Annotated in this window: 30 protein-coding genes and 1 tRNA gene; 15 read left to right on the top strand and 16 right to left on the bottom strand. The window is 62.3% G+C overall.

Annotation, left to right across the window (positions count from 1 at the left end; all coding sequences use genetic code 11):
• Positions 1-49: 49 nt before the first annotated feature.
• The 3 genes from AC1D1L_RS13215 to AC1D1L_RS13205 form a co-directional block, all read right to left on the bottom strand.
• Complete coding sequence (locus AC1D1L_RS13215; RefSeq protein ID WP_477341839.1) at positions 50-475, bottom strand: cupin domain-containing protein; 426 nt, start codon at positions 473-475, stop codon at positions 50-52.
• Between the two features lie 63 nt (positions 476-538).
• Complete coding sequence (locus AC1D1L_RS13210) at positions 539-1,291, bottom strand: SDR family oxidoreductase (RefSeq protein WP_477341837.1); 753 nt, start codon at positions 1,289-1,291, stop codon at positions 539-541.
• Between the two features lie 58 nt (positions 1,292-1,349).
• On the bottom strand, positions 1,350-1,829 hold the full coding sequence (locus AC1D1L_RS13205) for a carboxymuconolactone decarboxylase family protein (RefSeq protein WP_477341835.1): 480 nt from the start codon (positions 1,827-1,829) through the stop codon (positions 1,350-1,352).
• A 134-nt stretch (positions 1,830-1,963) separates the two neighbouring features.
• On the opposite strand from AC1D1L_RS13205, the gene AC1D1L_RS13200 reads away from it, so the two are divergent.
• Positions 1,964-2,863, top strand: a complete 900-nt coding sequence (locus tag AC1D1L_RS13200) for a LysR family transcriptional regulator (RefSeq protein ID WP_477341833.1) — start codon at positions 1,964-1,966, stop codon at positions 2,861-2,863.
• Between the two features lie 367 nt (positions 2,864-3,230).
• Here AC1D1L_RS13200 and AC1D1L_RS13195 read toward each other — a convergent pair whose 3' ends face one another.
• Together AC1D1L_RS13195 and AC1D1L_RS13190 are read right to left on the bottom strand one after the other, a co-directional pair.
• The gene (locus tag AC1D1L_RS13195; protein WP_112564748.1) at positions 3,231-3,374 is read right to left on the bottom strand and encodes a DUF1127 domain-containing protein; all 144 of its coding nucleotides are present in this window, start codon (positions 3,372-3,374) and stop codon (positions 3,231-3,233) included.
• 51 nt (positions 3,375-3,425) lie between these two features.
• Positions 3,426-3,566, bottom strand: coding sequence for a DUF1127 domain-containing protein (locus AC1D1L_RS13190; RefSeq protein WP_006335194.1), 141 nt, complete (start codon positions 3,564-3,566; stop codon positions 3,426-3,428).
• Positions 3,567-3,913: 347 nt separating this feature from the next.
• On the opposite strand from AC1D1L_RS13190, the gene AC1D1L_RS13185 reads away from it, so the two are divergent.
• From AC1D1L_RS13185 to AC1D1L_RS13175, 3 genes are all read left to right on the top strand, one after another.
• Positions 3,914-5,026: a DUF2157 domain-containing protein gene (locus tag AC1D1L_RS13185; RefSeq protein ID WP_477341831.1), complete on the top strand. Its 1,113-nt coding sequence runs from the start codon at positions 3,914-3,916 to the stop codon at positions 5,024-5,026.
• The gene (locus AC1D1L_RS13180) at positions 5,023-5,604 is read left to right on the top strand and encodes a GDYXXLXY domain-containing protein (protein ID WP_477341829.1); all 582 of its coding nucleotides are present in this window, start codon (positions 5,023-5,025) and stop codon (positions 5,602-5,604) included. The genes AC1D1L_RS13185 and AC1D1L_RS13180 overlap by 4 nt, the downstream gene beginning before the upstream one ends.
• Before the next feature lie 81 nt (positions 5,605-5,685).
• Positions 5,686-7,134 carry an aromatic amino acid lyase gene (locus AC1D1L_RS13175; RefSeq protein WP_477341827.1) on the top strand — a complete coding sequence of 483 codons (1,449 nt, stop codon included), beginning with the start codon at positions 5,686-5,688 and terminating at the stop codon, positions 7,132-7,134.
• A gap of 99 nt (positions 7,135-7,233) precedes the next feature.
• Here the strand turns inward: AC1D1L_RS13175 and AC1D1L_RS13170 are convergent.
• Positions 7,234-7,316 (bottom strand) — tRNA-Leu (locus AC1D1L_RS13170).
• A gap of 340 nt (positions 7,317-7,656) precedes the next feature.
• On the opposite strand from AC1D1L_RS13170, the gene tig reads away from it, so the two are divergent.
• From tig to AC1D1L_RS13150, 4 genes are all read left to right on the top strand, one after another.
• Entirely contained in the window at positions 7,657-9,132 is a 1,476-nt protein-coding gene (gene tig, locus AC1D1L_RS13165; protein WP_192257266.1) for a trigger factor, read from the top strand.
• 263 nt (positions 9,133-9,395) lie between these two features.
• Positions 9,396-9,776 (top strand): c-type cytochrome, encoded by a 381-nt coding sequence (locus AC1D1L_RS13160; protein WP_352588933.1) that lies wholly within the window; start codon positions 9,396-9,398, stop codon positions 9,774-9,776.
• A 52-nt stretch (positions 9,777-9,828) separates the two neighbouring features.
• The gene (gene cyoE / locus AC1D1L_RS13155; RefSeq protein WP_477341824.1) at positions 9,829-10,761 is read left to right on the top strand and encodes a heme o synthase; all 933 of its coding nucleotides are present in this window, start codon (positions 9,829-9,831) and stop codon (positions 10,759-10,761) included.
• A gap of 312 nt (positions 10,762-11,073) precedes the next feature.
• Complete coding sequence (locus tag AC1D1L_RS13150; protein WP_477341822.1) at positions 11,074-11,892, top strand: DUF2189 domain-containing protein; 819 nt, start codon at positions 11,074-11,076, stop codon at positions 11,890-11,892.
• A 54-nt stretch (positions 11,893-11,946) separates the two neighbouring features.
• Here the strand turns inward: AC1D1L_RS13150 and AC1D1L_RS13145 are convergent, their stop codons facing one another.
• The 7 genes from AC1D1L_RS13145 to AC1D1L_RS13115 all read right to left on the bottom strand — a co-directional run bounded on the left by AC1D1L_RS13145 (position 11,947) and on the right by AC1D1L_RS13115 (position 18,222).
• On the bottom strand, positions 11,947-12,420 hold the full coding sequence (locus tag AC1D1L_RS13145; RefSeq protein WP_477341820.1) for an aminoacyl-tRNA deacylase: 474 nt from the start codon (positions 12,418-12,420) through the stop codon (positions 11,947-11,949).
• A gap of 195 nt (positions 12,421-12,615) precedes the next feature.
• The gene (locus AC1D1L_RS13140; protein WP_477341818.1) at positions 12,616-13,020 is read right to left on the bottom strand and encodes a cytochrome C oxidase subunit IV family protein; all 405 of its coding nucleotides are present in this window, start codon (positions 13,018-13,020) and stop codon (positions 12,616-12,618) included.
• A 9-nt stretch (positions 13,021-13,029) separates the two neighbouring features.
• A complete protein-coding gene (locus AC1D1L_RS13135) occupies positions 13,030-13,752 on the bottom strand; it encodes a heme-copper oxidase subunit III family protein (RefSeq protein WP_112564734.1) in 723 nt (240 codons plus the stop codon).
• 13 nt (positions 13,753-13,765) lie between these two features.
• Positions 13,766-14,470, bottom strand: coding sequence for a cytochrome c oxidase subunit 3 (locus AC1D1L_RS13130; protein ID WP_477341816.1), 705 nt, complete (start codon positions 14,468-14,470; stop codon positions 13,766-13,768).
• Positions 14,467-16,236, bottom strand: a complete 1,770-nt coding sequence (ctaD, locus tag AC1D1L_RS13125) for a cytochrome c oxidase subunit I (RefSeq protein ID WP_477341814.1) — start codon at positions 16,234-16,236, stop codon at positions 14,467-14,469. The genes AC1D1L_RS13130 and ctaD overlap by 4 nt, the downstream gene beginning before the upstream one ends.
• A gap of 24 nt (positions 16,237-16,260) precedes the next feature.
• Positions 16,261-17,145, bottom strand: coding sequence for a cytochrome c oxidase subunit II (locus AC1D1L_RS13120; protein ID WP_477341812.1), 885 nt, complete (start codon positions 17,143-17,145; stop codon positions 16,261-16,263).
• Positions 17,146-17,295: 150 nt separating this feature from the next.
• Positions 17,296-18,222 carry a DMT family transporter gene (locus AC1D1L_RS13115; RefSeq protein ID WP_477341810.1) on the bottom strand — a complete coding sequence of 309 codons (927 nt, stop codon included), beginning with the start codon at positions 18,220-18,222 and terminating at the stop codon, positions 17,296-17,298.
• A 166-nt stretch (positions 18,223-18,388) separates the two neighbouring features.
• Here AC1D1L_RS13115 and AC1D1L_RS13110 point away from each other — a divergent pair, with 166 nt between their 5' ends.
• Together AC1D1L_RS13110 and AC1D1L_RS13105 are read left to right on the top strand one after the other, a co-directional pair.
• Positions 18,389-19,396 (top strand): LysR family transcriptional regulator, encoded by a 1,008-nt coding sequence (locus AC1D1L_RS13110; RefSeq protein WP_477341808.1) that lies wholly within the window; start codon positions 18,389-18,391, stop codon positions 19,394-19,396.
• Between the two features lie 118 nt (positions 19,397-19,514).
• Positions 19,515-20,294: an alpha/beta fold hydrolase gene (locus AC1D1L_RS13105; RefSeq protein WP_477342182.1), complete on the top strand. Its 780-nt coding sequence runs from the start codon at positions 19,515-19,517 to the stop codon at positions 20,292-20,294.
• A gap of 73 nt (positions 20,295-20,367) precedes the next feature.
• Here the strand turns inward: AC1D1L_RS13105 and radC are convergent, their stop codons facing one another.
• Both radC and AC1D1L_RS13095 read right to left on the bottom strand, forming a co-directional pair.
• Positions 20,368-21,135, bottom strand: a complete 768-nt coding sequence (gene radC / locus AC1D1L_RS13100; protein WP_477341806.1) for a RadC family protein — start codon at positions 21,133-21,135, stop codon at positions 20,368-20,370.
• A 152-nt stretch (positions 21,136-21,287) separates the two neighbouring features.
• Entirely contained in the window at positions 21,288-22,190 is a 903-nt protein-coding gene (locus AC1D1L_RS13095) for a LysR family transcriptional regulator (RefSeq protein ID WP_477341804.1), read from the bottom strand.
• A gap of 107 nt (positions 22,191-22,297) precedes the next feature.
• Here AC1D1L_RS13095 and AC1D1L_RS13090 point away from each other — a divergent pair, with 107 nt between their 5' ends.
• A complete protein-coding gene (locus AC1D1L_RS13090) occupies positions 22,298-23,047 on the top strand; it encodes an SDR family oxidoreductase (RefSeq protein ID WP_477341802.1) in 750 nt (249 codons plus the stop codon).
• A gap of 47 nt (positions 23,048-23,094) precedes the next feature.
• The gene (locus AC1D1L_RS13085) at positions 23,095-23,997 is read left to right on the top strand and encodes an SDR family oxidoreductase (RefSeq protein WP_477341800.1); all 903 of its coding nucleotides are present in this window, start codon (positions 23,095-23,097) and stop codon (positions 23,995-23,997) included.
• Positions 23,998-24,072: 75 nt separating this feature from the next.
• Here AC1D1L_RS13085 and map read toward each other — a convergent pair whose 3' ends face one another.
• Entirely contained in the window at positions 24,073-24,900 is an 828-nt protein-coding gene (map, locus tag AC1D1L_RS13080; RefSeq protein ID WP_192257239.1) for a type I methionyl aminopeptidase, read from the bottom strand.
• Between the two features lie 363 nt (positions 24,901-25,263).
• Here map and AC1D1L_RS13075 point away from each other — a divergent pair, with 363 nt between their 5' ends.
• The 3 genes from AC1D1L_RS13075 to AC1D1L_RS13065 all read left to right on the top strand — a co-directional run bounded on the left by AC1D1L_RS13075 (position 25,264) and on the right by AC1D1L_RS13065 (position 26,305).
• Positions 25,264-25,527, top strand: a complete 264-nt coding sequence (locus AC1D1L_RS13075; RefSeq protein WP_477341798.1) for a hypothetical protein — start codon at positions 25,264-25,266, stop codon at positions 25,525-25,527.
• A 118-nt stretch (positions 25,528-25,645) separates the two neighbouring features.
• Positions 25,646-25,882 carry a hypothetical protein gene (locus AC1D1L_RS13070; protein WP_352588714.1) on the top strand — a complete coding sequence of 79 codons (237 nt, stop codon included), beginning with the start codon at positions 25,646-25,648 and terminating at the stop codon, positions 25,880-25,882.
• A gap of 123 nt (positions 25,883-26,005) precedes the next feature.
• Positions 26,006-26,305, top strand: coding sequence for a DUF982 domain-containing protein (locus AC1D1L_RS13065; RefSeq protein WP_352588717.1), 300 nt, complete (start codon positions 26,006-26,008; stop codon positions 26,303-26,305).
• Positions 26,306-26,362: the final 57 nt, after the last annotated feature.

Genomic DNA, 26,362 nt, shown 5'->3' with positions numbered 1-26,362 from the left:
AAGCTCACAGGCAAGTCCGGAAGCCAGGACTGCGTCCGGCCTTTTCGGCCTATTTCGTGACCGGATAGGTCAGTTCTTTCTGGGCTGTATCGACGACGAAGACGGCCAGCAGTTTTGCCGGCTTGGTCTTGCTGCCGTTCTCGCTCACGCTGTGGCGATCGCCCGGCATTTCCGAAAAGCTCTCGCCGGCCTTGTAGACCTTGGCCGGATCGTCATTGACCTGGCTGCGGATGGAGCCTTCCAGAACCGTCGCGTAGATGAAGGCCGAGCTCGGATGGGTGTGCGCCTCGGAGAAGCCACCGGGACCATATTCAACCAGGATGCCCTTGATGCTCTTGCCTGGCACATTCGGCAGTTCATGTTCATAGACAAGCGTGACTTTGGCGGCCTTTTCGCCGGCGTGAGCATCCTTGGCTCCGGCCGGGTTGGCCAGGGCTGCCGTCACGATGACGGCTGCGGCGATGGACTTGATCATTTCGAAACTCCTTTTCTTGTGTTGCGCAGTGCGCTGCGCCTGGGCTGAGGCGCAGCCTGACGGTCATTTCCGCGCCGAAGTGGCGAACCACTGCTCGAAGCTGATGTGGCCAAGGCGGGGATCGTTGTCGGAGACGAGCGAATTGTCGTTCAGCCTGGCGCCGAAATAGAGCGCCTCCGGATCGGTCACGACCTTGCGGGGATCGCCGGAAGCCTTGAGGTAACGGGCGACGAGCTCGCTCATGCGCACACGCTCAGGGCCGGAAATCTCGATCGTGCCGTTGATCGGCGCGGCGAGCGCGACATTGGCCATGGCATCGGCGACATCGTCGGATGCGATGGGCTGCACATAGGCCGGCGACAGATGCACGGCTTCGCCGACCGCGCCGGATTTGGCGATGGCGGGCAGGAATTCCATGAACTGCGTGGAATGAACGATGGTGTAAGGAATGCCGGAAGTCTTGATCAGCTTTTCCTGAGCGAGTTTGGCGCGGAAATAGCCGGCGTCTTGCAGGTGTTCGGTTCCGACAACCGAGAGCGCGATATGGTGCTTGACCCCGGCAGCCTTGCCCGCCGCCAGCAGGTTGCGGCCCGAAATCTCGAAGAATTCCATCGCGGCCTTGTCTTCGAAGGACGGCGAGTTGGCGAGATCGATGACCACCTCCGCACCAGCAAGCGCCTCCTTCAGCCCTTCGCCGGTGATGGTGTTGACGCCGGTGTTCGGCGCGGCTGCGATCACTTCGTGGCCCTGCTTGCGCAAGCGTTCGGTGGTTTTGGTGCCGATGAGGCCGGTGCCGCCGATGATGACGATTTTCATGATGCTCTCCGTTTGCGGCCGCGCTGTCACGCCGCATCGATTGATGGTTGGGGAAGGGTCAGTTCAGGCCAGCCTTGCCGAGCCCGTAGAGCTTGTCCGCCGAACCGGGCACAGTCTTGAAGGCGACGTTGAGGCGGTTCCAGGCATTGATGGTCATGATCGACAAGGTCAGGTCGGAGATTTCCTTTTCCGAGAGCTGCCCGCGCACACGCTCGTAGAGGTCGTCGGGAATGCCGCCTTCGGGGAGTTTCGTGACGGCTTCCGTCCAGGCAAGAGCGGCACGCTCACGCGGAATGAACAGGGTCGATTCCCGCCAGACGGCGACATGGTAGAGCCGCAGCTCGCTCTCGCCGTGGATCTTTGCTTCCTTGACATGCATGTCGAGACAGAAGGCGCAGCCATTGATCTGCGAAGCCCTGATATGGACGAGATCGCGGATCTTTTCCTCGATGGCGCCGTGCGCCTCGGCCATGCTGAGGTCGGAAAGCTTCTTGAACAGCTCGGGCGATTGTTGGGCGGCGTTCAGGCGCTGTGTCATGGCGAGTCCTTTTGAAGGTTTGAGGATATCTTGTGTCCTTAAGGACAACTAATATCCATAATAGCTGGACAGTAAAGCGCCTGCCGCCTAGGATGCGGACATAAGGCATATGTCGAAAGGTAATGAGGGTAAGGATGGACGTCGTATCGGCATTGCGAACGTTCCTGCGGGTGGCACAGACAAGGTCCTTCTCCGCGGCCGCGATCGACCTCAATTTGACGCAGCCGGCCGTGTCCCGGCAGGTCTCCGCGCTGGAAGCGCATCTGAAGACGCGCCTTCTGCATCGCACCACGACCGCGCTTGCCTTGACGGTGGAGGGCGAACAGATGCTGCCGATGGCGCTGCGCGTGGTGGAAGCGGTCGACGCGCTGAGCGAAGCGGGTGGCGCCGAAGGTGCAACCGTGTCTGGAAAAGTGCGGCTCAGCTTGCCGGCGCCGCTCGGGCTCTCCATTAGCGATCGCCTCGCAAGGCTTCTAGACGATCATCCATCCCTTGCCGTCGAACTGATCTTGCGGGAGGAAGCCTCGGATCTGGTCGCCGATGCCATCGATCTCGAGGTACGCCTCGGGCCGGTCAGTGACAGCAGCCTGATCTGCCGCCGGATCGGCTGGACGACGGCCTTTCTCGTGGCCTCGCCCAGCTATCTCGAGGCGCGCGGTACACCGCAAGGGCCGCAAGACATCAAAGGTCACAGCTGCATTTGCTACAGCCGCGCCGGCGATGGCCGGTCATGGTCGTTCTCCAATGGATCGGATGAAATGGTCGTGCGCGTTGAGCCTCGCCTGGTCGCCAACAATTCAATGGCTGTCCATCGGACTGCGCTGGCAGGAGCCGGGCTTGCGGTGCTGTCCCATATCCTGGCCGGGCCGGACATCGAAGCAGGCAGGCTGGTCAAGGTGATGCCGGATTTTCCGCCGACGCGGCTGCCGATTAATGTCGTTTATCCATCCCGCAAGAACATGCCGCTGCGGGTGACGACGGTGCTCGACTTTCTTGTCCAGTCCGTCCGTGACGATGCTTTGATGGCGGCATAAGCGCCTTGGTCGACTGCTTGCTCAGCTGAAAGCCTGCCCCAGAAACAACAACACCCGCCGGGGGAGGATCCGGCGGGTGTCGTTTTGGGGGCCGATCCTCGGGAGGAGTGGGGACCGGCCGTATTCGTCATCGCCGGGGAGGAGGTCGGCTTTGACGAAATTCTTTTCGCCGGATGAAGGGGGCGAAACCCTGGAAGACGAACTACGTTCGCTTTGGAAGACGAACTGCGTTCGCTTCGGAAACAACGCCCGCCGCGGGAGGAGGTGCGGCGGGCGCCGTTTTGGTGGTCAACCCTTGGGAGGAGGTAAGGGTTGGCCGTATCCGTCAGGGTCGGGGAGGAGGTCGACCCTGGCGAAATTCTTGCCGTTAGAAGGTCGCCTTGCGGGCGACGATCTTGATCTCGTCGCGGACGATGCCGAGATCATGGAGCTGGCGGTTCGAAAGGCGACCCAGCTCGGTAACGGTGTCGCGATAAACGCGCCAGTTACGGTAGTTGCGGATCAGGTTCATTGTCGTTCTCTTTTTCAAAACTGGTTCGGACCATTTGCGGCCCGAAGAGGATTAGACTGCCTTGCGGGCGACGTAGTGGATGTCGCTGCGGCTGATGCCGAGGTCGGTCAGTTCGCGGTTCGACAGGCGGCTCAGCTCGGAGACGGTGTCCCGGTAGCGGCGCCAGTTGCGGTAGTTGCGGATCAGGTTCATGGTAGTACTCGTTTCGTCTTTCTTCGGATCATTCCGTTTGTGTACGAATGGAAAATAGGCGGGGTTATATCGATTTAAAAGTGCCATTGACGCATGGCAGCAATGCAAATTGTGCAATGCAACATTAACGGCCGTTCACGGCTTCGACATAAAGGAACCCGAATCGGAAAATGCCTAGAGTCGGATGATTTCAGGTCTGTTCGACCTGAAATCTGAATCCGCCTCTAAACTAAGAGATAGAGCATGATGTCGCCCGAAAACCGCGTCACACTTTTCGGCATCATGCTCTGGCGTCAGCGGTTTGACCGCATCGGCTGACAAAAGGCCAAAACTGGGGGAGAAGCGGCATGGCGAGCTATTCGTCACGGGTGAGGACGGATATCGGGCGTTGGCTGCAGGCCGGCCTGATCGACGCGAAGACGGCCGATGCGCTGACGCGCGACATCGAAGCAAACGAACGCAAATCGCTGAGCTTTGGCACCATCCTGGCAATGATGGCGGCGCTGCTGTTCGGCGCCGCGATCCTGCTCTTCGTCGCCGCCAATTGGGAGGCCATCCCGCGCCTGGTGCGGGTCGCGGCACTGTTTGCCGTCATTCTCGCCGGCTATGTCGGCGGCGCGGTGCTGAAGACGCGTGACCAGACGGCCATCGGCGAGGCGCTGTGGATCGTGGCGGCCGCGGCGTTCGGTGGATCGATCGCGCTGATCGGCCAGATGTACCATCTCACGGGCGACGAGGCCTCGGCCATTGTCACCTGGGGCATCGGCACAGCACTTGCCGCGGTGGCGTTGCGCTCGAACCCGCTGACCGTCGCTGCCGTCGGCATATCCGTGGCCTGGCTGTTCGTGCGCGAGTTCGACTTCTACAACCGCACCGAATTCCCGAATTTCTTCGTCATCATGGCACTGGCGCTGTTTGTCGTCTCGTTCTGGACGCGCAGCCAGCCGGCCCGACATCTGATTATTCTCTCGGTCATCTTCTATATCGCGGTGCGCGGCATGGACCACAACACGCTTCTGCTGGCTATCCCGTTGGTCGTGGTGTCGGCGTTGCTGTTTGCCGTGGGAATCTTCGCCGCTGGGCCGGTCGACCGGGTTCTGCAGCTCGGCGGGCGGCTGCCATTGCACGCCTTGATCGGCTTTCTGACAGGCTTGGCAATGATTCAGTTCGAGCTTGGCGATCACAGCACCTTCAACGGCGGCTTTGCCATCGCCTCGGTCGTGGCACTGGCCGGCATTGCTGCGGCGGTCATGCTGGGCGGGCGCGAGAGCAGGGGGCTGCGCTGGGTCGCCTATGCCGGCTTTGCCTTCGAACTCGCCGTCATCTACGTGGTGACACTGCAGTCGATGCTCGACACGGCCGGCTTCTTCCTGGCCGCAGCGGTGCTGTTCGGCATCCTGGCCCTCGTCATCATCCGCGTCGAAAAACGCATGAAGGCCCCGGAAGGAGCGGCAGCATGATGTCGGGAAAGAAACTTGTCATCTCGGCGCTGATCCTGGCGCTGGTGCAGATCGGCTTCCTGAGCTGGATCATCGCCGGCCGGGCCGCGATCCTGCGCAACGGCAAGGAGGTCTTGCTGAAGATCGAGCCGGTCGATCCGCGCGACCTGTTGCGCGGCGACTATATTATACTCGGCTACGAGATATCGCGCCTGCCGGTGAAGCTGATCGCCAACATTCCGGCCGGACAGCTCAGCACCGAGAACACGCCGATCGTGGTCCGGCTGAAGCCGGGCGCCGACGGCTATTGGCATGCGACCACTGCCTGGTTCGGCAAGGCGCCGACGCCGCCGGCCGCCGACGAAGCCGATATTGTCGGCCAGGGCGCGCCGGGCTGGACGCTTGATTCCGAATCCACAATCGCACCGCAATATGGCATCGACCGTTTCTACCTGCCGGAGGGACAGGGCATCGCGATCCAGAACGACATGCGGGTGCGGCCATTCGGGGTGCGAATCGCGCTCGCCGCCAATGGCGAGGCGCAGATCAAGGCGCTGATGGACGGCGACAAGACATTGTTCGAGGAACCGCTCTATTAAACGACGTTACCCAGGGCACGGATTTCGGTAGACATCGATCGCTTCGCCCAGATCCATCCAGACCAGGCCGGGCGAAGAACCATGACGATTACGCTGACGACGCGCGACGACATCAATCTCGATGCGGTTTTGCGCGTCGCCTGGAAAAACGACACGGTCGCCATCAGCGACAAGGCCTTGCGACGCATCGCCGAATGCCGCGCCTCGTTCCTCCAACTCATCGAGTCCGATCCGCCGCCGGTCATCTATGGTGTCACCACCGCCATGGGCGAACTGGCTAGCCGCAAGCTCGAACGTGACGAGCGCGTCCGCCATGCGCGCATCAAGGCTTTTGCTGCGGCCACCTCCTTCGGCGAGCAGTTGCCCGAGCGCGTCGTCAGGGCGATCGTGCTTGCCCGGCTGACCAATTTCATCGAAGGCAATGCCGCCACCACGCCGCGTATCGCGCAGGCTGTCGCGGCGATGCTGGATGGCCGACCGATGCCGGTGGTGCCATCGCAGGGGCAGGGCGGCGCCGGCGAGATCCTGGCGCTCTATCCGCTGTTTGCCGAGCTTACCGCCGGCTTGGAGCTCGAAGTGAAGGAGCGGGGTTCGTTGATCAACGGCTCGCCTTGCGCGGCGGCACTGGTGGCTGACGCGGCACTTGCCGCACGCCGCCGCGTTGCGATGGCGCACAAGGTGTTTGCGCTGTCGATCGAAGCGTTTCGCGCCCCGCTCGAGCATTATGATGCCGCCCTCGACGGGCTCTGGGGCGACGAACACGAGGCGGCGGCCTTGCGCGGGTTGCGGCAGTTTCTGGTCGGCGCCGGTGACGGGCGGCGCAACTATCAGGCGCCGGTCAGCTACCGCATCGTGCCGCGCGTGCTCGGCCACGCGCATCGGGCGCTTTCGGGCGCCGAGCAGGCGGCCACCGTGTCGCTGGCCTCGATATCGGACAATCCGGTCTATATCCCGCCCGACGCCGCGCATCCGCTGGGACGCTGCATCTCCACCGGCGGCTATCACAATGCGATGGCGACGCCGGCATTGGACGATCTGGCAGCGATCTGGGCCGATCTCTGCCTGCTCTGCGACCGCCACGCCTCGAAACTTCTCAACGGCAAGGTGTCGCTGCTGCCGGACCTGTTGATGACCGGTCGGCATTGGGCCGACAGCGACGGCCACGGCAATGTCGGCTATGTGCCGATGGCGATCACCGGCTATCTCGAACAGGCAAAGCTTGCGGCACAGCGCACCTTCATTCCGGGCACCGAATCGGCCGGGGCCGGCCAGGACGACGTCGCCACCACGGCATTCTTCGCCTGGACCAAGGAAGCGACCGCCGGCCGCTGCCTAGATGCGGCGATGGCCATGCTGGCTATGATCGCCTCGCAAGCGCTGCACGTCACCGAACGGACCGCGCCGCCGGCGTTGCAGGACTTTGTCGCGAATATCAGGAAGATCGTGCCGCCGGTCGATGCTGACCGGGTGCTGGGGCCGGAACTGGCGAAGCTGGCGGAGTGGTTCACGAGCCAAGCGTTTGAAGTGTAGGGCGTCGCGCCAGTCCTCCTACGCCAAGGCTTCGGAGGACACCCTTTGCTCTGACGAGCCTCAGGTGGCCTGCCACCCGAAGCTCGTCAGAGCAAAGGGTGGTGCGGGTAGAGGGACTCGAACCCCCACGCTTTCACGCCAGAACCTAAATCTGGTGCGTCTACCAATTCCGCCATACCCGCGTGGCCCGGCAATCCCATGTAGCCATCATTCTGTCAATGTCGGGGCGAAAATGACGGTCATTCGCTGCAACGCGAAGATGGTTGAAAATTAGCCTCGCCTGTGACAAAAGGCGTGTCAAATGTGACGGGACGCGCCGATCCGCTTCTGCAGAATGTGATAAGAAGTAGGAAAAACAAGAACTTATTCACATCTTGGAACGCAGTTTGGAAGAATTTGAGCCGTAATTTCGGTCAAATCGCCAGGTTCCGTACCAAAAGCCATTCCCGGCAAGATTGTACCGGCAGGCTGTGAACGGCAGAAGGCCGTGGCAGTCTCTTTGGTGAAGATAAAGGTTTTACGATGCAGGTCACCGAAACGCTCAACTCCGGTCTCAAGCGCGAGATCAAGATCACCGTGCCGGCCGGTGATATGGAAGCCAAACTGATGGCGCGGCTGTCCGACGCCCGCAACAAGGTCCGCATCAACGGCTTCCGTCCGGGCAAAGTGCCGGTCCAGCACCTGCGCAAGGTCTACGGCAAGTCGTTCATGGCCGAAGTGGTCAACGAGATCCTCAACGATTCGACCCGTTCGATCATCACCGGGCGCGGCGAAAAGGCCGCCATGCAGCCCGAAGTGATCATGACCGAGGACGAGAAAGAGGCCGAGAAGATCCTGGCCGGTGGCGCCGACTTCGAATTCCGCCTCAACTACGAGGTCATCCCGGCGATCGAGATCAAGGATTTCTCCGACATCAAGGTGACGCGCCAGGTGTTCGAAGTGCCGGACAGCGAGATCGACGAGCAGGTCCAGCGCGTCGCCGAATCGGCACGCAGCTTCGAGCCGAAGACCGGCAAGGCCGCCGAAGGCGACCGCGTTTCGATCGACTATGTCGGCAAGATCGACGGCGAGGCCTTCTCCGGCGGTGCTGGCACCGACCAGCCGCTGGTCCTGGGCTCCAAGGAATTCATCCCGGGCTTCGAGGACCAGCTGATCGGCTCCAAGGCCGGCGACGAGAAGCAGGTCACGGTCACTTTCCCGGAAAACTATCAGGCGGCGCATCTGGCCGGCAAGGAAGCCACCTTCGACGTCACCGTCAAGGAAGTGTCCAAGCCCGGCGCGCTGGAAATCAACGACGAGATGGCCAAGAATCTCGGCCTGGAATCGCTGGAACGCCTGCGCGACGTGGTGCGCGGCCAGATCGAGAACCAGTTCGGTTCGATGACCCGCCAGAAGGTCAAGCGCCAGCTGCTCGACCAGCTTGACGCAGCCTATTCGTTCGAAGCGCCGTCGAAGCTCGTCGATGCCGAATTCAACAACATTTGGACCCAGGTGAACCGCGATCTCGAAGCTGCCGGCCGTACCTTCGCCGACGAAGAAACGACGGAAGAAGAGGCACGCGCCGAATATCTGCGCCTTGCCGAACGCCGCGTGCGTCTCGGTCTGGTTCTGGCCGAGATCGGCGAGAAGGCCGGCGTCACCGTTTCGGACGAGGAATTGCAGCGCGGCCTGTTCGAGCAGGTGCGCCGCTACCCGGCCAACCAGCAGCAGGAAGCCTTCGAGTTCTACCGCAGCAATCCGGAAGCGCTGAACACGTTGCGTGCGCCGATGTTCGAGGAGAAGGTCGTCGACCATCTGCTCGGCCAGATCTCGGTCACCGACGTCAAGGTCAGCAAGGAAGAGCTGATGGCAGACGACGAGGAGACCGACACCGCTAAGGCCAAGCCGGCCAAGAAGGCCGCTGCCAAGAAGGCCGACAAGGCTGAAAAGGCCGACGACGCGGAAGAGCCCAAGAAGAAGGCCGCGCCCAAGAAGAAGGCCGCCAAGGACGCCGAATAAGCGCTTGACGACAAGATCAGAAAAGGCCGCCCTCGAGGCGGCCTTTTTCGTTGTGGCGGATGTGCCTTGAGCCACCGCAGATCACCTAAACCTTTGTACGGTCGACCTGTTCTACCTGCCGGCCAAATTCTGTGGTACACAGGTGCCGCAATTCCATTTGGGGGGAGAAGCGGAGAATCCGTTCTGCCGTGCAAGGCGCATGCTGGCGGTATCGGCATGCGCAGATCGTCTCGGGCAAATTTGACGACCAGGGAGGAAATGCCATGCGCTTGGTTGCGTTTTTCGCCGTCGTGTCTGTTGCAACCTTCATCGCCAATCCATCGCGGGCACAGGATGCTGCGGCGGGCGAGAAGGTCTTCACCAAATGCAAGGTCTGCCACGTCGCAGACCAAGACACGAACAAGATCGGCCCGTCGTTGCACGGCGTTATCGGCCGGACGGCCGGCACGCATCCGGATTTCAAATATTCCGAGGCCATGATCGCGGCCGGCGCATCCGGCGTCAAATGGGATGAACCGACGCTGACCACCTACCTTCACGATCCCAAGGCCATGGTCAAAGGTACGAAGATGGCGTTTCCCGGCCTCAAGAAGGACGAGGATGTCGCCAACGTCATCGCCTATCTGAAGCAATTTTCCCAGTAGCTTGGCTCTTCGGTCGGCCAGGCCGCCCGTTTTCCATTGATGGTCGTCTCAAATGTCGGTCAAGGAAAGCCTCAAGGATACCGGCGTCCGCTTCTCGGAAGCGACGGCCGGCGATTTCTTTGCGCTCTTGAAGCCGCGGGTCATGGCGCTTGCCGTCTTTACCGCTTTCGTCGGTCTGATGGTGGCGCCCGGCGCGATGAACCCGGTCATCGCCGTGATCGCAATCGGTGCGATTGCGGTTGGAGCGGGAGCGGCCGGGTCGCTCAACATGTGGTACGATGCGGACATAGACGCGCTGATGTCACGCACATCAAAGCGGCCGGTTCCGTCAGGCCGTGTCACGCCCGGCGAAGCTCTCGGCTTCGGCTTGGTGCTTTCCGCGTTTTCGGTCATGACGCTCGGCGTGCTGGTGGGATGGCTTGCCGCGTCGCTGCTGGCCTTCACCATCTTTTTCTACGTCGTCATCTATACGATGTGGCTGAAGCGCTCGACGCCGCAGAACATCGTCATCGGCGGCGCGGCGGGTGCCCTTCCCCCAATGATTGGCTGGGCGGCGGCCACTGGCGCCATCGGCATTGAAAGCCTCATCCTGTTCCTGATCATTTTCCTGTGGACGCCGCCGCATTTCTGGGCGCTCGCGCTGTTCAAGGCAGGCGACTACGCCGCTGCCGGCATCCCGATGATGCCGAACGTGGCCGGCCAGGCCTCGACCAGAAGGCAGATCTTCGCCTATTCACTACTCCTGGCGCCAATCGGCGTGTTGCCCTGGGCGTTCGGATTCACGAGCGGGTTCTATGGGGTTGTTTCGGCCGCGTTGGGCACGGGTTTCATCTGGTGCGCCTGGAAGGTTCTGGTCATCCCCGACAAGGAGATGAAGCCGGCAAAGGCGCTGTTTGCCTATTCGATTTTCTATCTTTTCGCGATCTTTGCCATGCTGCTTGCCGACACCATCGCGATGCGCGCGTTCATGTCAGCCGGAGGTTGACAGCGTTGCACATCGGGATCGGCTCACGCTGGCAGAGCACAGAATCCCAGGACCAGCAGAGCGACGACGCCAAGGCCGAGCAGCAGAATGGGTTTTCTGTCCATGACCTACACCTTCGATTGGACAGGATATCGAAGAAGGGCCGCAAGAGCCAGCGCATGACCTTCCGAGCCTTTGTGACAAAAGGGCGACAAGTTCCAGGCAATGGAGTATGTTGATTTCGGTGCAGGTCGCGGTTTTGCGTGGCCAGTCATGCAGAACGTCAGCACCGTGAAACCGCGACCGTACCGGACCTGGTCTGGAGGAACGGGCATGGCAAGTTTTCACGTCATTGCAGGCGCCAGCGAAACGCTGGAACACACCAAAATTCGAAAAATCGGTATTTCCGATCTTTTCGATGCGCTCAAGCGCGGTGTTGACGATTTCATGGTCAAACCGTCGCACATCGTCTTTCTCTGCCTGCTCTATCCGCTTGTCGGCGTCGTGCTTGCTGCCTGGACTTCGGGCGCCAATGCGTTGCCGTTGCTGTTTCCGCTGGTATCCGGCTTTGCGCTGATCGGTCCATTCGCAGCGATCGGCCTCTACGAGATCAGCCGCAGACGAGAAGCCGGGCTCGACACCTCCTGGAGGCACGCTTTCGAGGTCAGGAATTCTCCGGCCGTGCCGGCCATCGCGGCGGTCGGGATCATGCTGTTTGCCATCTTCATCACCTGGCTTTTGACAGCGCAGATGTTCTATCAATATCTCTTCGGCCCGGCTCCGCCGGAATCGATATCCGGCTTCATCAATGAGATATTTGCCACCGGGCGCGGTTGGACTCTGATTATCCTGGGGCACGCCATCGGCTTCGTCTTCGCGGTGGTGGTGTTGTGCACGACAGTCGTCGCCTTCCCATTGTTGCTCGACCGCGATGTCGGCGCCTACGAAGCCATCCACACCTCGGTGCGAGCGGTGCTGGCAAATCCGATCACCATGGCTGTCTGGGGACTGATGGTCGCCGTCGCCCTGATCATCGGCTCGCTGCCGGTGTTTGCCGGGCTGGCGGTCGTGCTGCCGATCCTCGGTCACGCCACATGGCATGTCTACCGGAAGGTTGTGGAACCGCCGTCGCCGGTCAGGCCGTCGAGTTGACGATATCCGGCTGGTCTGCACCGGCAAGAGTACCGGTGCAGACGGTTGATTTTTTCAGTAGGCAGCGTGGCTGAAGCGGGCGTGACGTGCGTCCATGGTCAGGTTGCGGAAATCCTTGCCGCTCACATGCACCAGCGTCCTGTGGTCGCCGCCCTCGAAATAGATGTCGGCGGCTTCGCCGAGGCTGTCGTCGAGGATCACCGGGACATCATAGGCCGCGCCGATCGGCGGAATGGCGCCGGTGTCACAATCGCCGAAGAGTGAGACCACCTCGTCTTCGGAGGCGAGTCCAAGACGCCTGTCCATGACGTCCTGCAGTCTACCGAGCTCGATTCTGTGCGTGCTTGGGACCACGGCCAGCGCATAACCGAGTTCGTGGTGCACGACCACCGATTTAGCCATCATGCTGCCGGGCACATGCGCGGCAATGGCGGACTGCCTGCTCGTCGATGTGCGATGATGGGCGACGGTGTCGTAGGAGATTCCTCTCCCGTCAATGTAGTCCTTCAGTCTGTTTGCGATCGTCATCTTCGGCCTCCCTGCTGGAGTTCGCGGCGCATTGGAAACGAAGGCAATCATTCCCCTCCGATCGTTTCCGATAATAGCAAGATGGATCAGCCGCCGCTTGTTTCAAGGCAGCAGCACGTCGGCCGGACCACAGTCAGGATCCTGCGGTTCCTGACTGGAAATGCCGCGGGCGAAGCCTCAAACCCGGATTGCGCGTCAGGGCCCCGGCCCGAAAAACACCATCCTGGTGAGAAGCGTGTAATCCGCTTCGAAGAGCATCATCGCCACGAACACCAGTATCAGAACCGGCGGCAGGATGATCGCATAGGTCAGTGCCAGCCGCTCCCAGGCCATGTGCATGAACACGGCGACGATCAGCCCCGCCTTGAGGATCATGAAGATGAGGATCAGCGACCATCTGAGATAGCCGTGGAGGCCGAAATAATCGACCAGATAGGAGCAGGTGCTGAGGATGAACAGCCATGCCCAGACCACCAGATAGAGCTTGATCGGGTGTTCCTGATGAACCTCCGCCTGGGCGACGCCAGTCGCTGGCGCGTCATGCGCATGACCAGCGTGAAGTGCGTGTTGCCCCAGGCCGTTTGCGGTTGCTTCAGCCATGTCAGCCTCTCACCAAAGATAGAAGAATGCGAAAATGAACACCCAGACCAGATCGACGAAATGCCAGTATAGCCCCATGATTTCGACGTTCTCGTAGCGACCCCGGCGGCTGGTGAAGAAGCCAGGACGTCCGACGTCGTAGTCTCCACGCCAGACCTTTCGCGCCACGATGATGAGAAAGATCACCCCGATCGTCACATGCGTGCCGTGGAAGCCGGTGATCATGAAGAAAGTCGAACCGAACTGCGCCGCGCCCCACGGATTGCCCCAGGGCCGTACCCCTTCGGTGATCAGCTTGGTCCATTCGAAGGCTTGCATGCCGACGAAGGTGGCTCCCAATGCTGCCGTCAAAAGCATGAGGATTGCCGTTTTGCGGCGGTCGCGGCGATAGCCGAAATTGACCGCCATGGCCATCGTTCCGCTGCTCGAGATCAGCACGAAGGTCATGATGGCGATCAGGATCAGTGGGATGTCCGAACCGCCGATACGAAGCGCAAAGACCTCGCTCGGATTTGGCCACGGCACGCGTGTGGAGGCGCGCGCGGTCATGTAGGAGAGCAGGAAGCAGCCGAAGATGAAGGTGTCGCTGAGCAGGAAGATCCACATCATGGCCTTGCCCCAGGACACGTTCTTGAACGCGCGCTGATCCGAGGACCAGTCGGCGGCAATGCCTTGCCAGCCTGCGGGTCGCGACTCCGTTTGGCCGGTATGCGTCAGTGTCGTTTCTGCCATGCTCCTCGACCTCCTAGGTCAGCAACTGCCGGCAAATATCGATGAACGTCGCGGCCCAGCCGGCCAAAAGAGCGAAGATGGCGAGCCAGACGAAAAGCAGGAAATGCCAGTACATGGCGCACAATTCGACGCTGAGGCGAAGCCGTTCCGGCCGTGCTCCGTTCCAGGCGCCGGCGGTTGTTCTGCTCAGGCCCACCAGCCCTCCCACTATGTGCAGGCCGTGCATCCCGGTTATCAGGTAGAAAAAGCTGTTGGCCGGATTGGAGGCCAGAAAATAACCATCGGCGGTCAGGTCCCGCCATGCCATCAGCTGCCCGACGAGGAAGGCGATCGCGGTGAGCCCACCTGCGGCAAGGCCAAGCCTGACCGTGTCCATCTGGCGCTTGCGCGCCGCGACCGAGGCGCATTGCAGCGCGATGCTGCTCAGGACCAGCATGCCGGTGTTGAGCCAGAGCAGGCGCGGCATGGGTAGCGGCTGCCAGTCCGACAGCGCCATACGCATGAAGTAGGCGCTGGTGAACAGCGCGAACAGGCAGCCGACGACGGCGAGGAAGACACCGAGGCCGATCTTGGCGGTCGGCAGGCCCGACCGGTCGAAGGCGACAAAATCTCCCGCCGCACCTTGCTCGAGCCATGGCTTGGTCATCAGCCGCTGATGCGAAAGCCACCAGCCGGCAAAGCCGGCGATCACGAGCAGGAAGACCAGGATGACGCTCATGCTGGCTCCCTGGAGGGGCCGAAGGTGCCCGGCATGTTTTGCGGAATGAAGTCCTCCTTGGCGCCTGGCACGCTGTAGTCATAGGCCCAGCGATAGACGATCGGCAAATCCTTGCCGAAATTGCCATGCGCAGGTGGTGTCTGCGGCGTCTGCCATTCGAGTGTGGTGGCGCGCCATGGATTGCCACCGGCCTCGCGGCCATGGCGGATGCTCCAGATCAGATTGAACAGGAACACCATCTGGGCAAAGCCGACGATGAACGCCATGATGCTGATGAACGAGTTCAGGTGGTGGGCCGACTCCGTCATGACAGTCATGTCGGTCAGTTCGGCGTAGCGCCGCGGCACGCCCATCAGGCCGAGATAGTGCATGGGGAAGAAGATCAGGTAGGCGCCGAGGAACGTGACCCAGAAATGGAAGCGGCCGAGCGTCTCGTTGAGCATCCGGCCGGTGACCTTAGGGTACCAATGGTAGATCGCGCCGAAAACCACGACGATTGGGGCGACACCCATGACCATATGGAAGTGGGCGACGACGAACATCGTGTCCGACAGCGGAACGTCGACGACGACATTGCCGAGAAACAAGCCGGTCAGCCCGCCATTGACGAAGGTGACGATGAAGGCCAGGGCAAACAGCATCGGTACGGTGAGATGGATGTCGCCGCGCCATAAGGTCAGCACCCAATTATAAACCTTGATGGCGGTCGGGACGGCGATTATCAACGTCGTGGTGGCGAAGAAGAAGCCGAAATAGGGATCCATGCCGCTGACATACATATGATGTGCCCAGACCACGAAGCTCAGCGCGCCAATGCCAACGATGGCCCAGACCATCATCCGATAGCCGAAGATATTCTTGCGCGCATGGGTGCTGATCAAGTCGGACACGATGCCGAAGGCCGGCAGCGCCACGATGTAGACTTCGGGATGGCCGAAGAACCAGAACAGGTGCTGGAACAGGATCGGGCTGCCGCCATTGTGCGGCAGTTGCTCGCCCATCTCGGCGATCGCCGGCATGAAGAAGGAGGTGCCGAGCACGCGGTCAAGCAACATCATTACGCAGGCGACGAACAGCGCGGGAAAGGCCAGCAGCGCCATGACGGTCGCGGTGAAGATGCCCCACACGGTCAAAGGCAGGCGCATCATTGTCATGCCGCGCGTGCGGGCCTGCAGCACCGTCACGACATAGTTCAGGCCGCCCATGGTGAAGCCGATGATGAACAGGATCAGCGAGACGAGCATCAGGATGATGCCCCAGTCCTGGCCGCCCGGCGTGCCGCTGGTGATGGCTTGTGGCGGGTAGAGCGTCCAGCCGGCGCCCGTCGGTCCGCCGGGCGCAAAGAAACTCGACACCAGAACCAGCACGGCAAGCAGGTAGATCCAGTAGCTCAGCATGTTGACATAGGGAAAGACCATGTCGCGCGCACCGACCATCAGCGGGATCAGATAGTTGCCGAAGCCGCCGAGGAAGAGCGCCGTGAGCAGGTAGATCACCATGATCATGCCGTGCATGGTGATGAATTGGTAGTAGGCTTCCGGGGTGATGAAGTCGAACGTGCCGGGGAAGCCGAGTTGCAGGCGCATCAGCCATGACAAGACCAGGGCGACCAGACCGATGGCCGTTGCGGTCCCTGCATACTGGATCGCGATGACCTTGGCATCCTGCGAGAAGACATACTTCGTCCACCAGCTGTGCGGATGGTAGAGCTCCATTTCCGCGACTTCGGCGGGCGGGACGGCATCTGCAGGCGTGACATCGACCATGGGCGGAGCACCTCCGTGCCCTTTTCAGCGGGACCCGACAGTTTCGAGTTTTACCGCAACTTTCAAAGCTGACGCCGTCGCGTTGACCGGCGCCTGTTCCGCCGAGCCGGTCTGCTGGGGCGCCGATAATTGCGCGAACGTCTGCTGCTGGCCGAGCCAGGCCACATAGTCCTGCTCGGTATCAACCATGACGATGCCATGCATCATCGGATGGCCTTGGCCGCAAAGCTCGGCGCACAGGACCTGGAAGGTTCCGGTCTTGGTCGGGGTAAACCAGAAATAAGTGACCGAGCCCGGGATCATGTCCATCTTGGCGCGGAATTCCGGGACATAGAAATCATGCAGCACATCGATCGAGCGGAGCAGCATCTTGACCGGCTTGCCGACCGGCAGATGCAGGTCGGCCGCTTCCACCACGACATCGTCCTGGCCGTTGGGATCCTTGGCGATCACGCCCAGCGGGTTTTCGGCGGTGACGTCGCGGGTGTCGGATGTGCCGAGCTTGCCGTCCTTGCCCGGCAAGCGGAAACTCCACTGCCATTGCTGGCCGACGACTTCGACCACGGTTGCGTCGCTTGGAACGTTGACGAACCGGCTCCAGACAAACAGGCCGGGAACCAGCAACGCCGTGACGCCCACTCCGGTGACGATCGTCAGCCACCATTCGAGCCTCTTGTTCTCCGGTTCGTAGGCAGCCCGGCTGCCTTCGCGATGACGGAAGCGGAAGACGCAATAGGCCATGAACAGCACCACGGCGGCGAAAACGACGCCGGTGATCCAGAAGGTGATGATGATGGTGTTGTCGATATAGTCCCAGTTCGAGGCAATCGGAGTCCACCACCATGGGCTCAGGAAGTGGAACAACACCGAGCCCAAGACGATCAAAACGAGTACAACCACGATGGGCATGTCCCGTTCCTCCCGGTATTTCAGGGGGCGCGAAGCCGTCCCGGGAAAATACCAAGTGCATCATGCGTGATTTGCGATCGAAATTCTAGAGCCGGCTGTGGAAGGGGCAAAAAATCGCTTTTGCGGCGGCGGCCGGGGCTCGGCACGGGATCAAAGCGCCTTGATGACAATGCAGCCGGCCAGCAACAACACGACGCCGGCGAGCCGCATGCCCGACACTAGCCGCTGCGGCAGCCGGAACCAGCCGAACGTGTCGACGAAAATGCTGGCCACCTGCTGCCCGGCCACCGTCAGGCTGACGGCAGCCGCTGCGCCAATGACGGGGATTGCGGTGAAGACCGTCGTGACATAGGTGGCGCCGGCGAACCCGCCGAGCCAGCCCCACCAGGGCACCGACGACAGGCCTGCGAGGCGGGGGCGAGGCGCCTTGCTCAGGGCCAGCGTGGCCAGAAGCACCGCAGCCATGGCCAGCATCGCCACCAGGAATGAGATGGTGCCGACAGCAAACGGCGCGCCGCCAAGGTCGTGCCTAAGCAAGGCGTTGACCGCACCTTGCACCGGCAGCACGGTGCCGGCCAGCAGCGCCAGGCCGATCCAGCCCAGTTTCGACGGCGCGAGATTGTCGGCCGCGCCCTTCTGTCCGAGAACGATGAGGGCCGCGCCTGCAAGCACGACAAGCATGCCAAAGGCAGGCCCGGGGCGCAGGCCGGCCTCCGGAATGCCGAGCCAGCCGAATGTGTCGAGGGCGAAGGACACAAGCATTTGCCCGGCGATGAAGAGGCCGACCGATACGACAGCGCCGAGGCGAGGGAACAGAAGAATGGTCGACACGACGTAGAAGGCCGAAGCCATGCCGCCAATCGCGTGCCACCATTCGGCGTTGCGAACGGCCAGCAGCGCAGGCGCCGTTCCTGTAAGGGCCGTGACCGACAGCAGCACGATTGCGCCGACGGCGAGCTGAAGCGTCGTCGCGGCGAAGGGCGAGCCGACCGCCTTCGACAGTTGGGCGTTAGCGCCGGCCTGCACCGCGAGCAGACTGCCGGCAACAAGCGGCAGGGGTATGAAGAGGATTTCCACGATATCATTCCTTGAATTTGAGGCGTGCGACTGTTGCGACGGCTTATATGGCGTGCGCGGATTCGCAGATCGATCTGCTGATTTGCCCATCCGCTGTGCGTTTCTGCAGAGCTCCGTTGGCTTTTAGTTCGCAACCTTCCGTGTTTTCCCTTATCATTCTGCGGAAATGCACAGCTCACGCGACCAAATCGACTGGGAAGACCTGCGGATGGTGCTGGCTGTCGCGGAGGGCGCTTCGCTGGCGGCGGCAGCGCGAATCCTGGGGGTGAACCACACCACTGTGCTGAGGCGCGTCAACGCGTTCGAAGCGCGGCTTGGCATCCGTCTTTTCGATCGGCTGCCGACGGGCTATGCGCTCACCGCCGGCGGCGAAGAGCTGCTGGGTGCGGCGCGCACAATGGCCGAGACGGTCAATGAGTTGGCGCGCAAACTTTCGGGGCAGGATCTCAGGTTCGAAGGCACGTTGCGGGTCACGACCACGGACACGCTGATGGTGTCGGTGCTGCCGCCGATCCTGGCTGCGTTTCGTGAGTTCCATCCCGGCATACGGGTCGAGGCGATGACGCAGAATACCATCGCCAATTTGACGCATAGGGATGCGGATGTGGCCATCCGGCCGGTGTCGCAGCCGCAGGGAATCCTGGTCGGCAGGCGCATCTCGGGCGTCGCCTTCGCCGCCTACGCGGCGCGCGGCTATGCCGAGACGCTGCCAGCGGAGCCGAAATTCGGTTCGCTGCGCTGGATTGCGCCCGATGACAGCCTGGCCAACACCGGTGTTGCCCGCTGGATGCGGTCGTCACTGCCGGATGCCGAGATAGCCATGCGCGCCGATTCCCTGGTGACGATGTCGCATGCAGCCGGCGCCGGCATGGGGATCGCAGCGCTTCCCTGTTATCTCGGTGACAGCCTGCCCGGGCTTGTACGCGTCGGCGGACTGATCGAGGAAATCGGCTCTGCGCTGTGGGTGCTGGTGCATGACGATCTGCGCCGCACGGCGCGCGTGCATGCCTTTACCAAATTCGTCTCCGGCGAATTGCAGCAGCGGCGCGACCTTCTGGAAGGCAGGCTCGGCGGCGTGCGTGACGTGGACGCCAACGGAAGCGCGTGCGTTCGGGCCCAGCAAAAAGCCCCAGAGCTTCGGCGAGAGCCAAGGCGCGCGATCGCGAAGCGGTGACGGCCGTAACGAAGGCTCGGCAGGCTGCGAAGACTGGACATAGGCGCCGGGCGAAGCATTTGCGGCGCGTCCCAGCCGAAGTCTGGGCGCGATCCGCCAACCTCTCGAGGAATCCACGATCATGATAAATCGGCGTACTTTCTCCACCGCGCTCGTCGCCGGGGTGGCGACGAGCCTATTGGCCGGCTCCCATACGACGCGAGCGCAGACGGCCCCCAAGGTTCGCAATGTCGTTCTGGTCCATGGCGCCTATGCGGATGGCTCATGCTGGTCAGAGGTGGTCGGCCTGCTGCAACAGGCCGGCCTCAACGCAACCGTTGTCCAGCATCCGCTGACCACGCTGGAGGCTGGTGTCGAGGCAACGCGGCGTGCGATCGCACTCCAGGATGGACCGACGGTCCTTGTCGGACACTCTTTTGCCGGCATGATCGTCAGCGAGGCAGGGATGGATCCAAAGGTTTCCTCGCTCGTCTATGTCGCGGCGCGCGCGCCGGATGCGGGCGAAGATTACACGGCGCTCGCCAAGACTTTTGCGGCGCCGCCCGCCTCCGCCGGGCTCGTCTGGTCCGAAGGCTATGGCAAGCTTAGCGAGGAGGCCTTCCTGCGGGATTTCGCGGGCGATATTCCTCGCGACAAGGCGCGCATCCTCTACGCCGTCCAGGGGCCGATCTCGGACAAGCTTTTCACCGGAAAGACAACGCAAGCGGCCTGGCGCTCGAAGCCAAGCTGGTATGCGGTCTCGACCGAGGATCGCACGATCAATCCCGATCTCGAGCGCTTCATGGCAAAGCGCATGAACGCAAAGACCATCGAAGTGAAGGCAAGCCATTTGTCGTTGATTTCCCACCCCGACGTGATCGCCGGGCTCATCTCGCAAGCAGCCGGGTCGCTCAGCTAGTGGGATTGGGCGGATCTGGGGCGGCATGGATATCAGCCGCCTCATGCTCCGTCCGCGCTACTTTGGGTCAGGCTTAGATCAGCAGCAGGCCCTTCATCGAGGCATTGCCCTTCTTGCCGATGATGATGTGATCGTGGACGGCGATGCCGAGCGGCTTGGCGCTGTCGATGATCTGCTTGGTCATCTCGATGTCGGCGCGCGACGGCGTCGGGTCGCCTGAGGGGTGGTTGTGCACCAGGATGACGGCGCTGGCCGACAGTTCCAGCGCGCGCTTGATCACTTCGCGCGGATAGACCGGCGTGTGGTCGACGGTGCCGACCTGCTGCACCTCGTCGGCGATCAGAACGTTCTTCTTGTCGAGGAAGAGGATGCGGAACTGTTCGCGGTTCTCGAACGCCATGGCCGAGCGGCAATAGGCAAGAAGCTGCGTCCAGTTGGACAGCACCTCGCGGTCGCGGACTTCGGTGCGTGCCATGCGCTGCGCGGCAGCGACAATCACCTTCAGGTCGACGGCCACTGCGGGGCCGATGCCCTTCACCTCCTGCAGCAGTGCCACCGGTGCGCCAAGCACTTCGCCGAATGTGCCGAAGCGCGCCAAAAGCGCCTTGGCGATCGGCTTGGTGTCGACGCGCGGGATCAGGCGAAACAGCAGCAGCTCGAGGAGTTCGTAGTCGGGCAGGGCGTCCGCGCCGCCGGCAACGAAGCGCTCGCGCAAGCGGTCGCGATGGCCGTGATAGTGCGGTTTCTCCGTCGGTTTGTCTTTTGGCGCCTTGTCCTTCGCCGGCGGTTCAATCCACCGCTCGGAGAAGAACCCTCTTTCGTCGTCGCCACTCTTCCCCATCCATCCCCCCGAAGGCTTCCGCATGAGACTAGAGCGACAGGCTGGCAGCGGTCGAGTGCTTTTCGGCGACGAGCGTAAGGCCGGGGGTGAACGGCCTGCGCCTGGCCAAGCTGAGGCCTCAGAGGATCAGGCAGCTGCTGTGGTCCGGCGCTTCATTCGGCCGGCGCGGTTCGATTGCGAAACTGCTGTGCCATCCAGTCGATGAATACGCGCAGGCGCGGCGACAATTGGCGTGTGGGCGAATAGAGGACGTGAACCGGTAACGGTGTCGGCGGAAAGCCTGTGAGCACCTCGACCAGCGCGCCGCTGGCCAGCTCCGAGACGACCCGGTAGCGTGGCACCTGGATCAGCCCGAGACCAAGGCATGCGGAAGCGACATTGGTCTCGGGGCCGGTCACAGTCACATTGGCAGGCAAGGTGATCCGGCGGGGCTTGCCGTCGATGCTGAAGACGAGCGGGATGATCTCTGCTGCCTCGGGCGACATCAGCCCGACCATTTCGTGGCCCGCAAGATCGTCGGGCGTCTGCGGCGTGCCGAAGCGGCCGAGGTAGTCGGGGCTGGCGAAGGTGCCCCTTTCCAGCGTCGCCAGGCGTCGCTTGATCAGCGGACTGTCGGACAGTTCGCCGGCGCGCAGGAGACAATCGAACCCCTCACGGATCATATCCAACGGCTGGTGCATCTCGCTGATATGCAGCCGGATGTCCGGATACAGCTCGCGGAAGCGGGGCAGGCCCGGCAGCAGGAAATACCGCGCCTGGGTGCCGTGCATGTCGACGCGGACAAGGCCTGATGGCTTGGCGCCGACAAAGGCGCCCTCGGCGTCTTCCAGATCGGCGACTAGGCTGACGCAGCGCTGATAATAGGCTTCGCCATCCAGTGTCGGGCTGACCTGACGGGTCGTGCGCTGCAAAAGCCGCACGCCCAGCCGCGCCTCCAGACCCTTTACCGCGTCGGTGACAGATGAGCGGGGCAGTCCAAGATCGTCCGCGGCCTTGGTGAAGCTGCGCCGCTCGACGATGCGGATGAAGACGCGCATGGCTTCGAAGCGATCCATTGTTCGAAATCTCGAATGATGATGTCGGATTATGCCCAATTATCCGCAGCACGGGAAGGCGCATCTTGCTGTCAGCCGATCAACGGCACTCAACAAGGAGACTGACCATGACCAACCAGATCAATCAGACTGGCAAGATCGCCCTCGTCACCGGTGCCTCGGGCGGCATCGGCGCTGCTGTCGCCGAGCGCCTCGCCAAGGACGGCTTCACCGTCGTGGTGAACTATGCCGGCAACGCCGCCTCGGCAGAAGCGGTCGCCGCCAGGATCGAAGCGGCCGGAGGCAAGGCCGTGACGGCCAAGGCAGACATTTCGGACGCTGCCGCGGCGACCCGCATGTTCGACACGGTCGAAACCGCTTTCGGCGGCATCGACGTGCTGATCAACAATGCCGGCATCATGAACCTCGCCACCATCGCCGACAGCGACGACGCGCTGTTCGACCGCACGATCGCCGTCAACCTCAAGGGTACCTTCAACACATTGCGCGAGGCGGCGAAGCGGCTGCGCGACGGCGGCCGGATCGTGAATTTCTCATCCAGCGTCGTCGGCCTGCTGCAGCCGACCTATGGCGTCTATGCCGCCACCAAGGCTGCCGTGGAAGCGATGACCAGCGTGCTGGCTAGGGAATTGCGCGGCCGCAACATCACTGTCAACGCCATCGCGCCGGGGCCGACGGCAACGAAACTATTCCTCGACGGCAAGCCGCAGGACCTCGTCGACCGCATGGCCAAACTCGCCCCGCTCGAACGTCTCGGCCAGCCCAAGGATATCGCCGACGCCGTAGCCTTCCTCGCCGGGCCGGACGGCGCCTGGATCAACGGCCAGACCTTGCGGGCCAATGGCGGGATCATCTGATCCTGCCGCCCGCCCGCACACCCAACCTCAACCAAGGAAACCTCGTCATGTCGAAATTCGTCATCCTCGTCACCGGCGCGTCCTCGGGCTTCGGCCTGATGACCGCCAGGTCGCTGGCCGAAGCCGGCCACACCGTCTACGCCACGATGCGCGAGACGACCGGGCGCAATGCACCCCAGGTCGCCGCCGTCGCCGCCTGGGCCGCTGAGCACAAGGCCGATCTGCGCACCGCAGAGCTCGACGTTCAATCGGACACTTCGGCCGAGGCCGGCATCGCCCACATCATCGCCGAGGCGGGCCGGCTGGATGTCATCGTCCACAATGCCGGTCATATGGTGTTCGGTCCCGCCGAGGCCTTCACCCCCGACCAGTTCATCCAGCAGTACGACGTCAACGTCCTGGGGGCGCAGCGGGTCAATCGTGCCGCGCTTCCGCATCTGCGCGGGCAGGGCAAGGGCCTGCTGGTCTGGGTCGGCTCATCCTCGACGCGCGGCGGCACCCCGCCGTTCCTGGCGCCTTATTTCGCCGCCAAGGCGGCGATGGATGCGCTGGCCGTGTCCTACTCCACCGAGCTCGCTCTGTGGGGGATAGAAACCACCATCACGGTTCCCGGCGCCTTCACCAAGGGCACCAATCATTTTGCGCATTCGGGCAAGCCGTCCGATGCGGCGCGCGTTGCCGAATATGAAGCCGGACCCTATGCCGGTATTGCCGATCGGGCGCTGAAGGGACTGGCCGGGCTCGAGCCTGCCGATGCCGATCCGTCGGAAGTGGCGCGCGAGATCGTTCGCGTCGTGGACATGCCGTTCGGCAAGCGGCCGTTCCGCGTCCATGTCGACCCGTCACAGGACGGCGCCGAAATCGTCAACGGCGTTGCCGACCGCATGCGCCGCGAGATCTACCGCAACATTGGCCTCGAAGAGCTGCTTCACCCGGCTGTTGTCGGCTGAGGTCGCTAGCCACAAGAACAAGAAACACAAAACGGGCCGGCGCTGTGTCGCCGGCCCATTTGCGTATTTGGATCGCTAGGCCGGCAAGCCGGGGCGGTCGAGCTTGTTTGGCGAGAGCGTAAAAATCTCGCAGCCAGTTTCGGTGACGCCGATCGTGTGTTCGTACTGCGCCGACAGCGAGCGGTCGCGGGTCACCGCCGTCCAGCCGTCCGAGAGCACTTTCACATGCGGGCGGCCGAGATTGATCATCGGCTCGATGGTGAAGATCATGCCTGGCCGCATCTCGACGCCTTCGCTTGATGTCCCGTAGTGCAGGATGTTGGGCGCGTCATGAAACAGTTGGCCGACGCCGTGGCCGCAGAAGTCGCGCACCACCGAGCAGCGCTCGGCCTCGGCATAGGTCTGGATGGCGGCGCCGATGGCGCCGGTGCGGGCGCCGGGCCGGACCGCCGCGATGCCGCGCATCAGGCATTCATGGGTGACTTCAAGCAGGCGCTCGGCAGCGCGCTTGATGGTGCCGACCGGATACATGCGCGAGGAATCACCGTGCCAGCCGTCAAGGATGTAGGTGACGTCGATGTTGACGATGTCGCCATCCTTCAACGGCTTGTTGTCGGGAATGCCGTGGCAGACGACATGATTGATCGAGGTGCACGACGATTTGGTGTAACCGCGATAGTTCAGCGTCGCCGGCAGCGCGCCATGGTCCATGCCGTACTCGAAAACGAAACGGTCGATGGTCTCGGTGGTGACGCCCGGCTGGACCATCGGCACCAGCTCGTCGAGGCAGCGCGCGGTGAGGTCGCAGGCCTTGCGCATGCCGGCAAAGCCTTCCTCGCCGTAGAGGCGGATCTGGCCGGTGTTCCTGAGGGGTGCCGTGGCGGCGTCGAGATAAGTGACCATAGTGTCCGTTTTGCCTGTAAGCGGGCGATGCATATCAGCGCCGTTCGAAAATCTCTCCAGATTTGGCATTGGAAGCCGCAAGGTTCAAGGAAGAACTGCCGGCGAGGGGCTTGCGCCGGCGATATTCATGCCTTTCGGCGGTGTTGTTCCTTGTTCTGCTCGGGCGACCGAAGCTTTTCTTTTGGGGCTCGGTCGGCTAGGTCGGTGGAGATATCAGGAGATCTTGCCTTCCAATGGCGGTCAAGCGCGCAAAATCAGTCATGACGCCGATCAGGGCGATCTGCTCGGGCCTGATGGCGTTGCTGCTGCTGTCGCTGCTCAGCCTGTTCCAGGTGGAAGCAACGGCATCGGCGACCCGCAAATTTGGGCGGACCGAGCATCAGTACTGCGCGCCAGGGCGATGCCGTGGCGCTGCTGCGCGTCACAGCCAAGGCGCAAGGGCTCGAAATCCGCGCCGGCCGGCCGGTGCCGGCCAAGGCCGTCAGCGGCAATGCAGCGGCGATCGCGCCTGCTACCGGCTTGTTCCTGCTGGACCAGGCTTGGCCGGTCCCGGCAGCGGCGCCATCGGCGTTTATCTCGGCGCCGCGCGTCCATGCCAACCAGCCACGGGCGCCGCCATCCGTTTAGGCTGAGCGCGGCTTAAAGCCCGCATCTTTCAATCATCCCATTGTTTTCGCGTCGCGATTCCGCGGCGGCCGCAGGCCGACCATGGATTCGCGTGACGCGCCGTTTTTCGGAGTCTTCCATGCAACGCATAAAAACAGTCAAAACGCTCACCCGCGCGGTCTCGGCCGCCTTGTTCCTTTCGGTGCAGGCGCTCATCTGCATCGGCACGCTCTACTGGGCGATCGCCGAGACGCTCGGCATGGCGGGAACGGCCGCACTGGTGCTTGCCGCGATCTTCGCTTTGCCCTCGGCCTATGTGCTCTTCATCGCCGTGCGTATGGCCTATGAGGCCGAGACCGATCCGGCGAACCAATAGGGCCAAGCGCTCCCCGAATGCCGAGACCGCACTGACGACACATTTTTGGGCGAAAGGCGGTCGAAGCAACTTTTCGGAACGAACGGCGTTGCTGTGGTCGACGCCAGTTCGGGAGACTTGGAAATGGACAGATTGCAATTCGAAGTGCCGGTGCGTATCGCGCCCGCCCCCGGGCTGCCGGTAGAGGAGATCTACAGCGTCGAACAGGCGCTGGATGTCCTGCATGAGTGGCCAAAGAAGCGACAGGGCAAGGTCTATGAAGCGGCGTTCAATGCCTGCTTTGGTGCCACGGTGGATGTGGTCAAGACCGAGGACGCCTGCCGCGCCTTCATGGCGTTCTGCCGGGTGAGTGGCCTGCTGGCCAGGGACATGATGATTACGGCCAAGCGAAGCGGCGGCGAGGCGAGGGGCCTGCGGTTCTAGAGCCCTTTGATCTGGAGGCATGCCAACCGACTCGCTCAGATCGACGCGGACTCCGCA

It is taken from the genome of Mesorhizobium sp. P2_D6 (assembly GCF_056404315.1).
The sequence above is the reverse complement of the archived record's forward strand: the minus strand, read 5'-3'. Positions and strand labels throughout refer to the sequence as shown.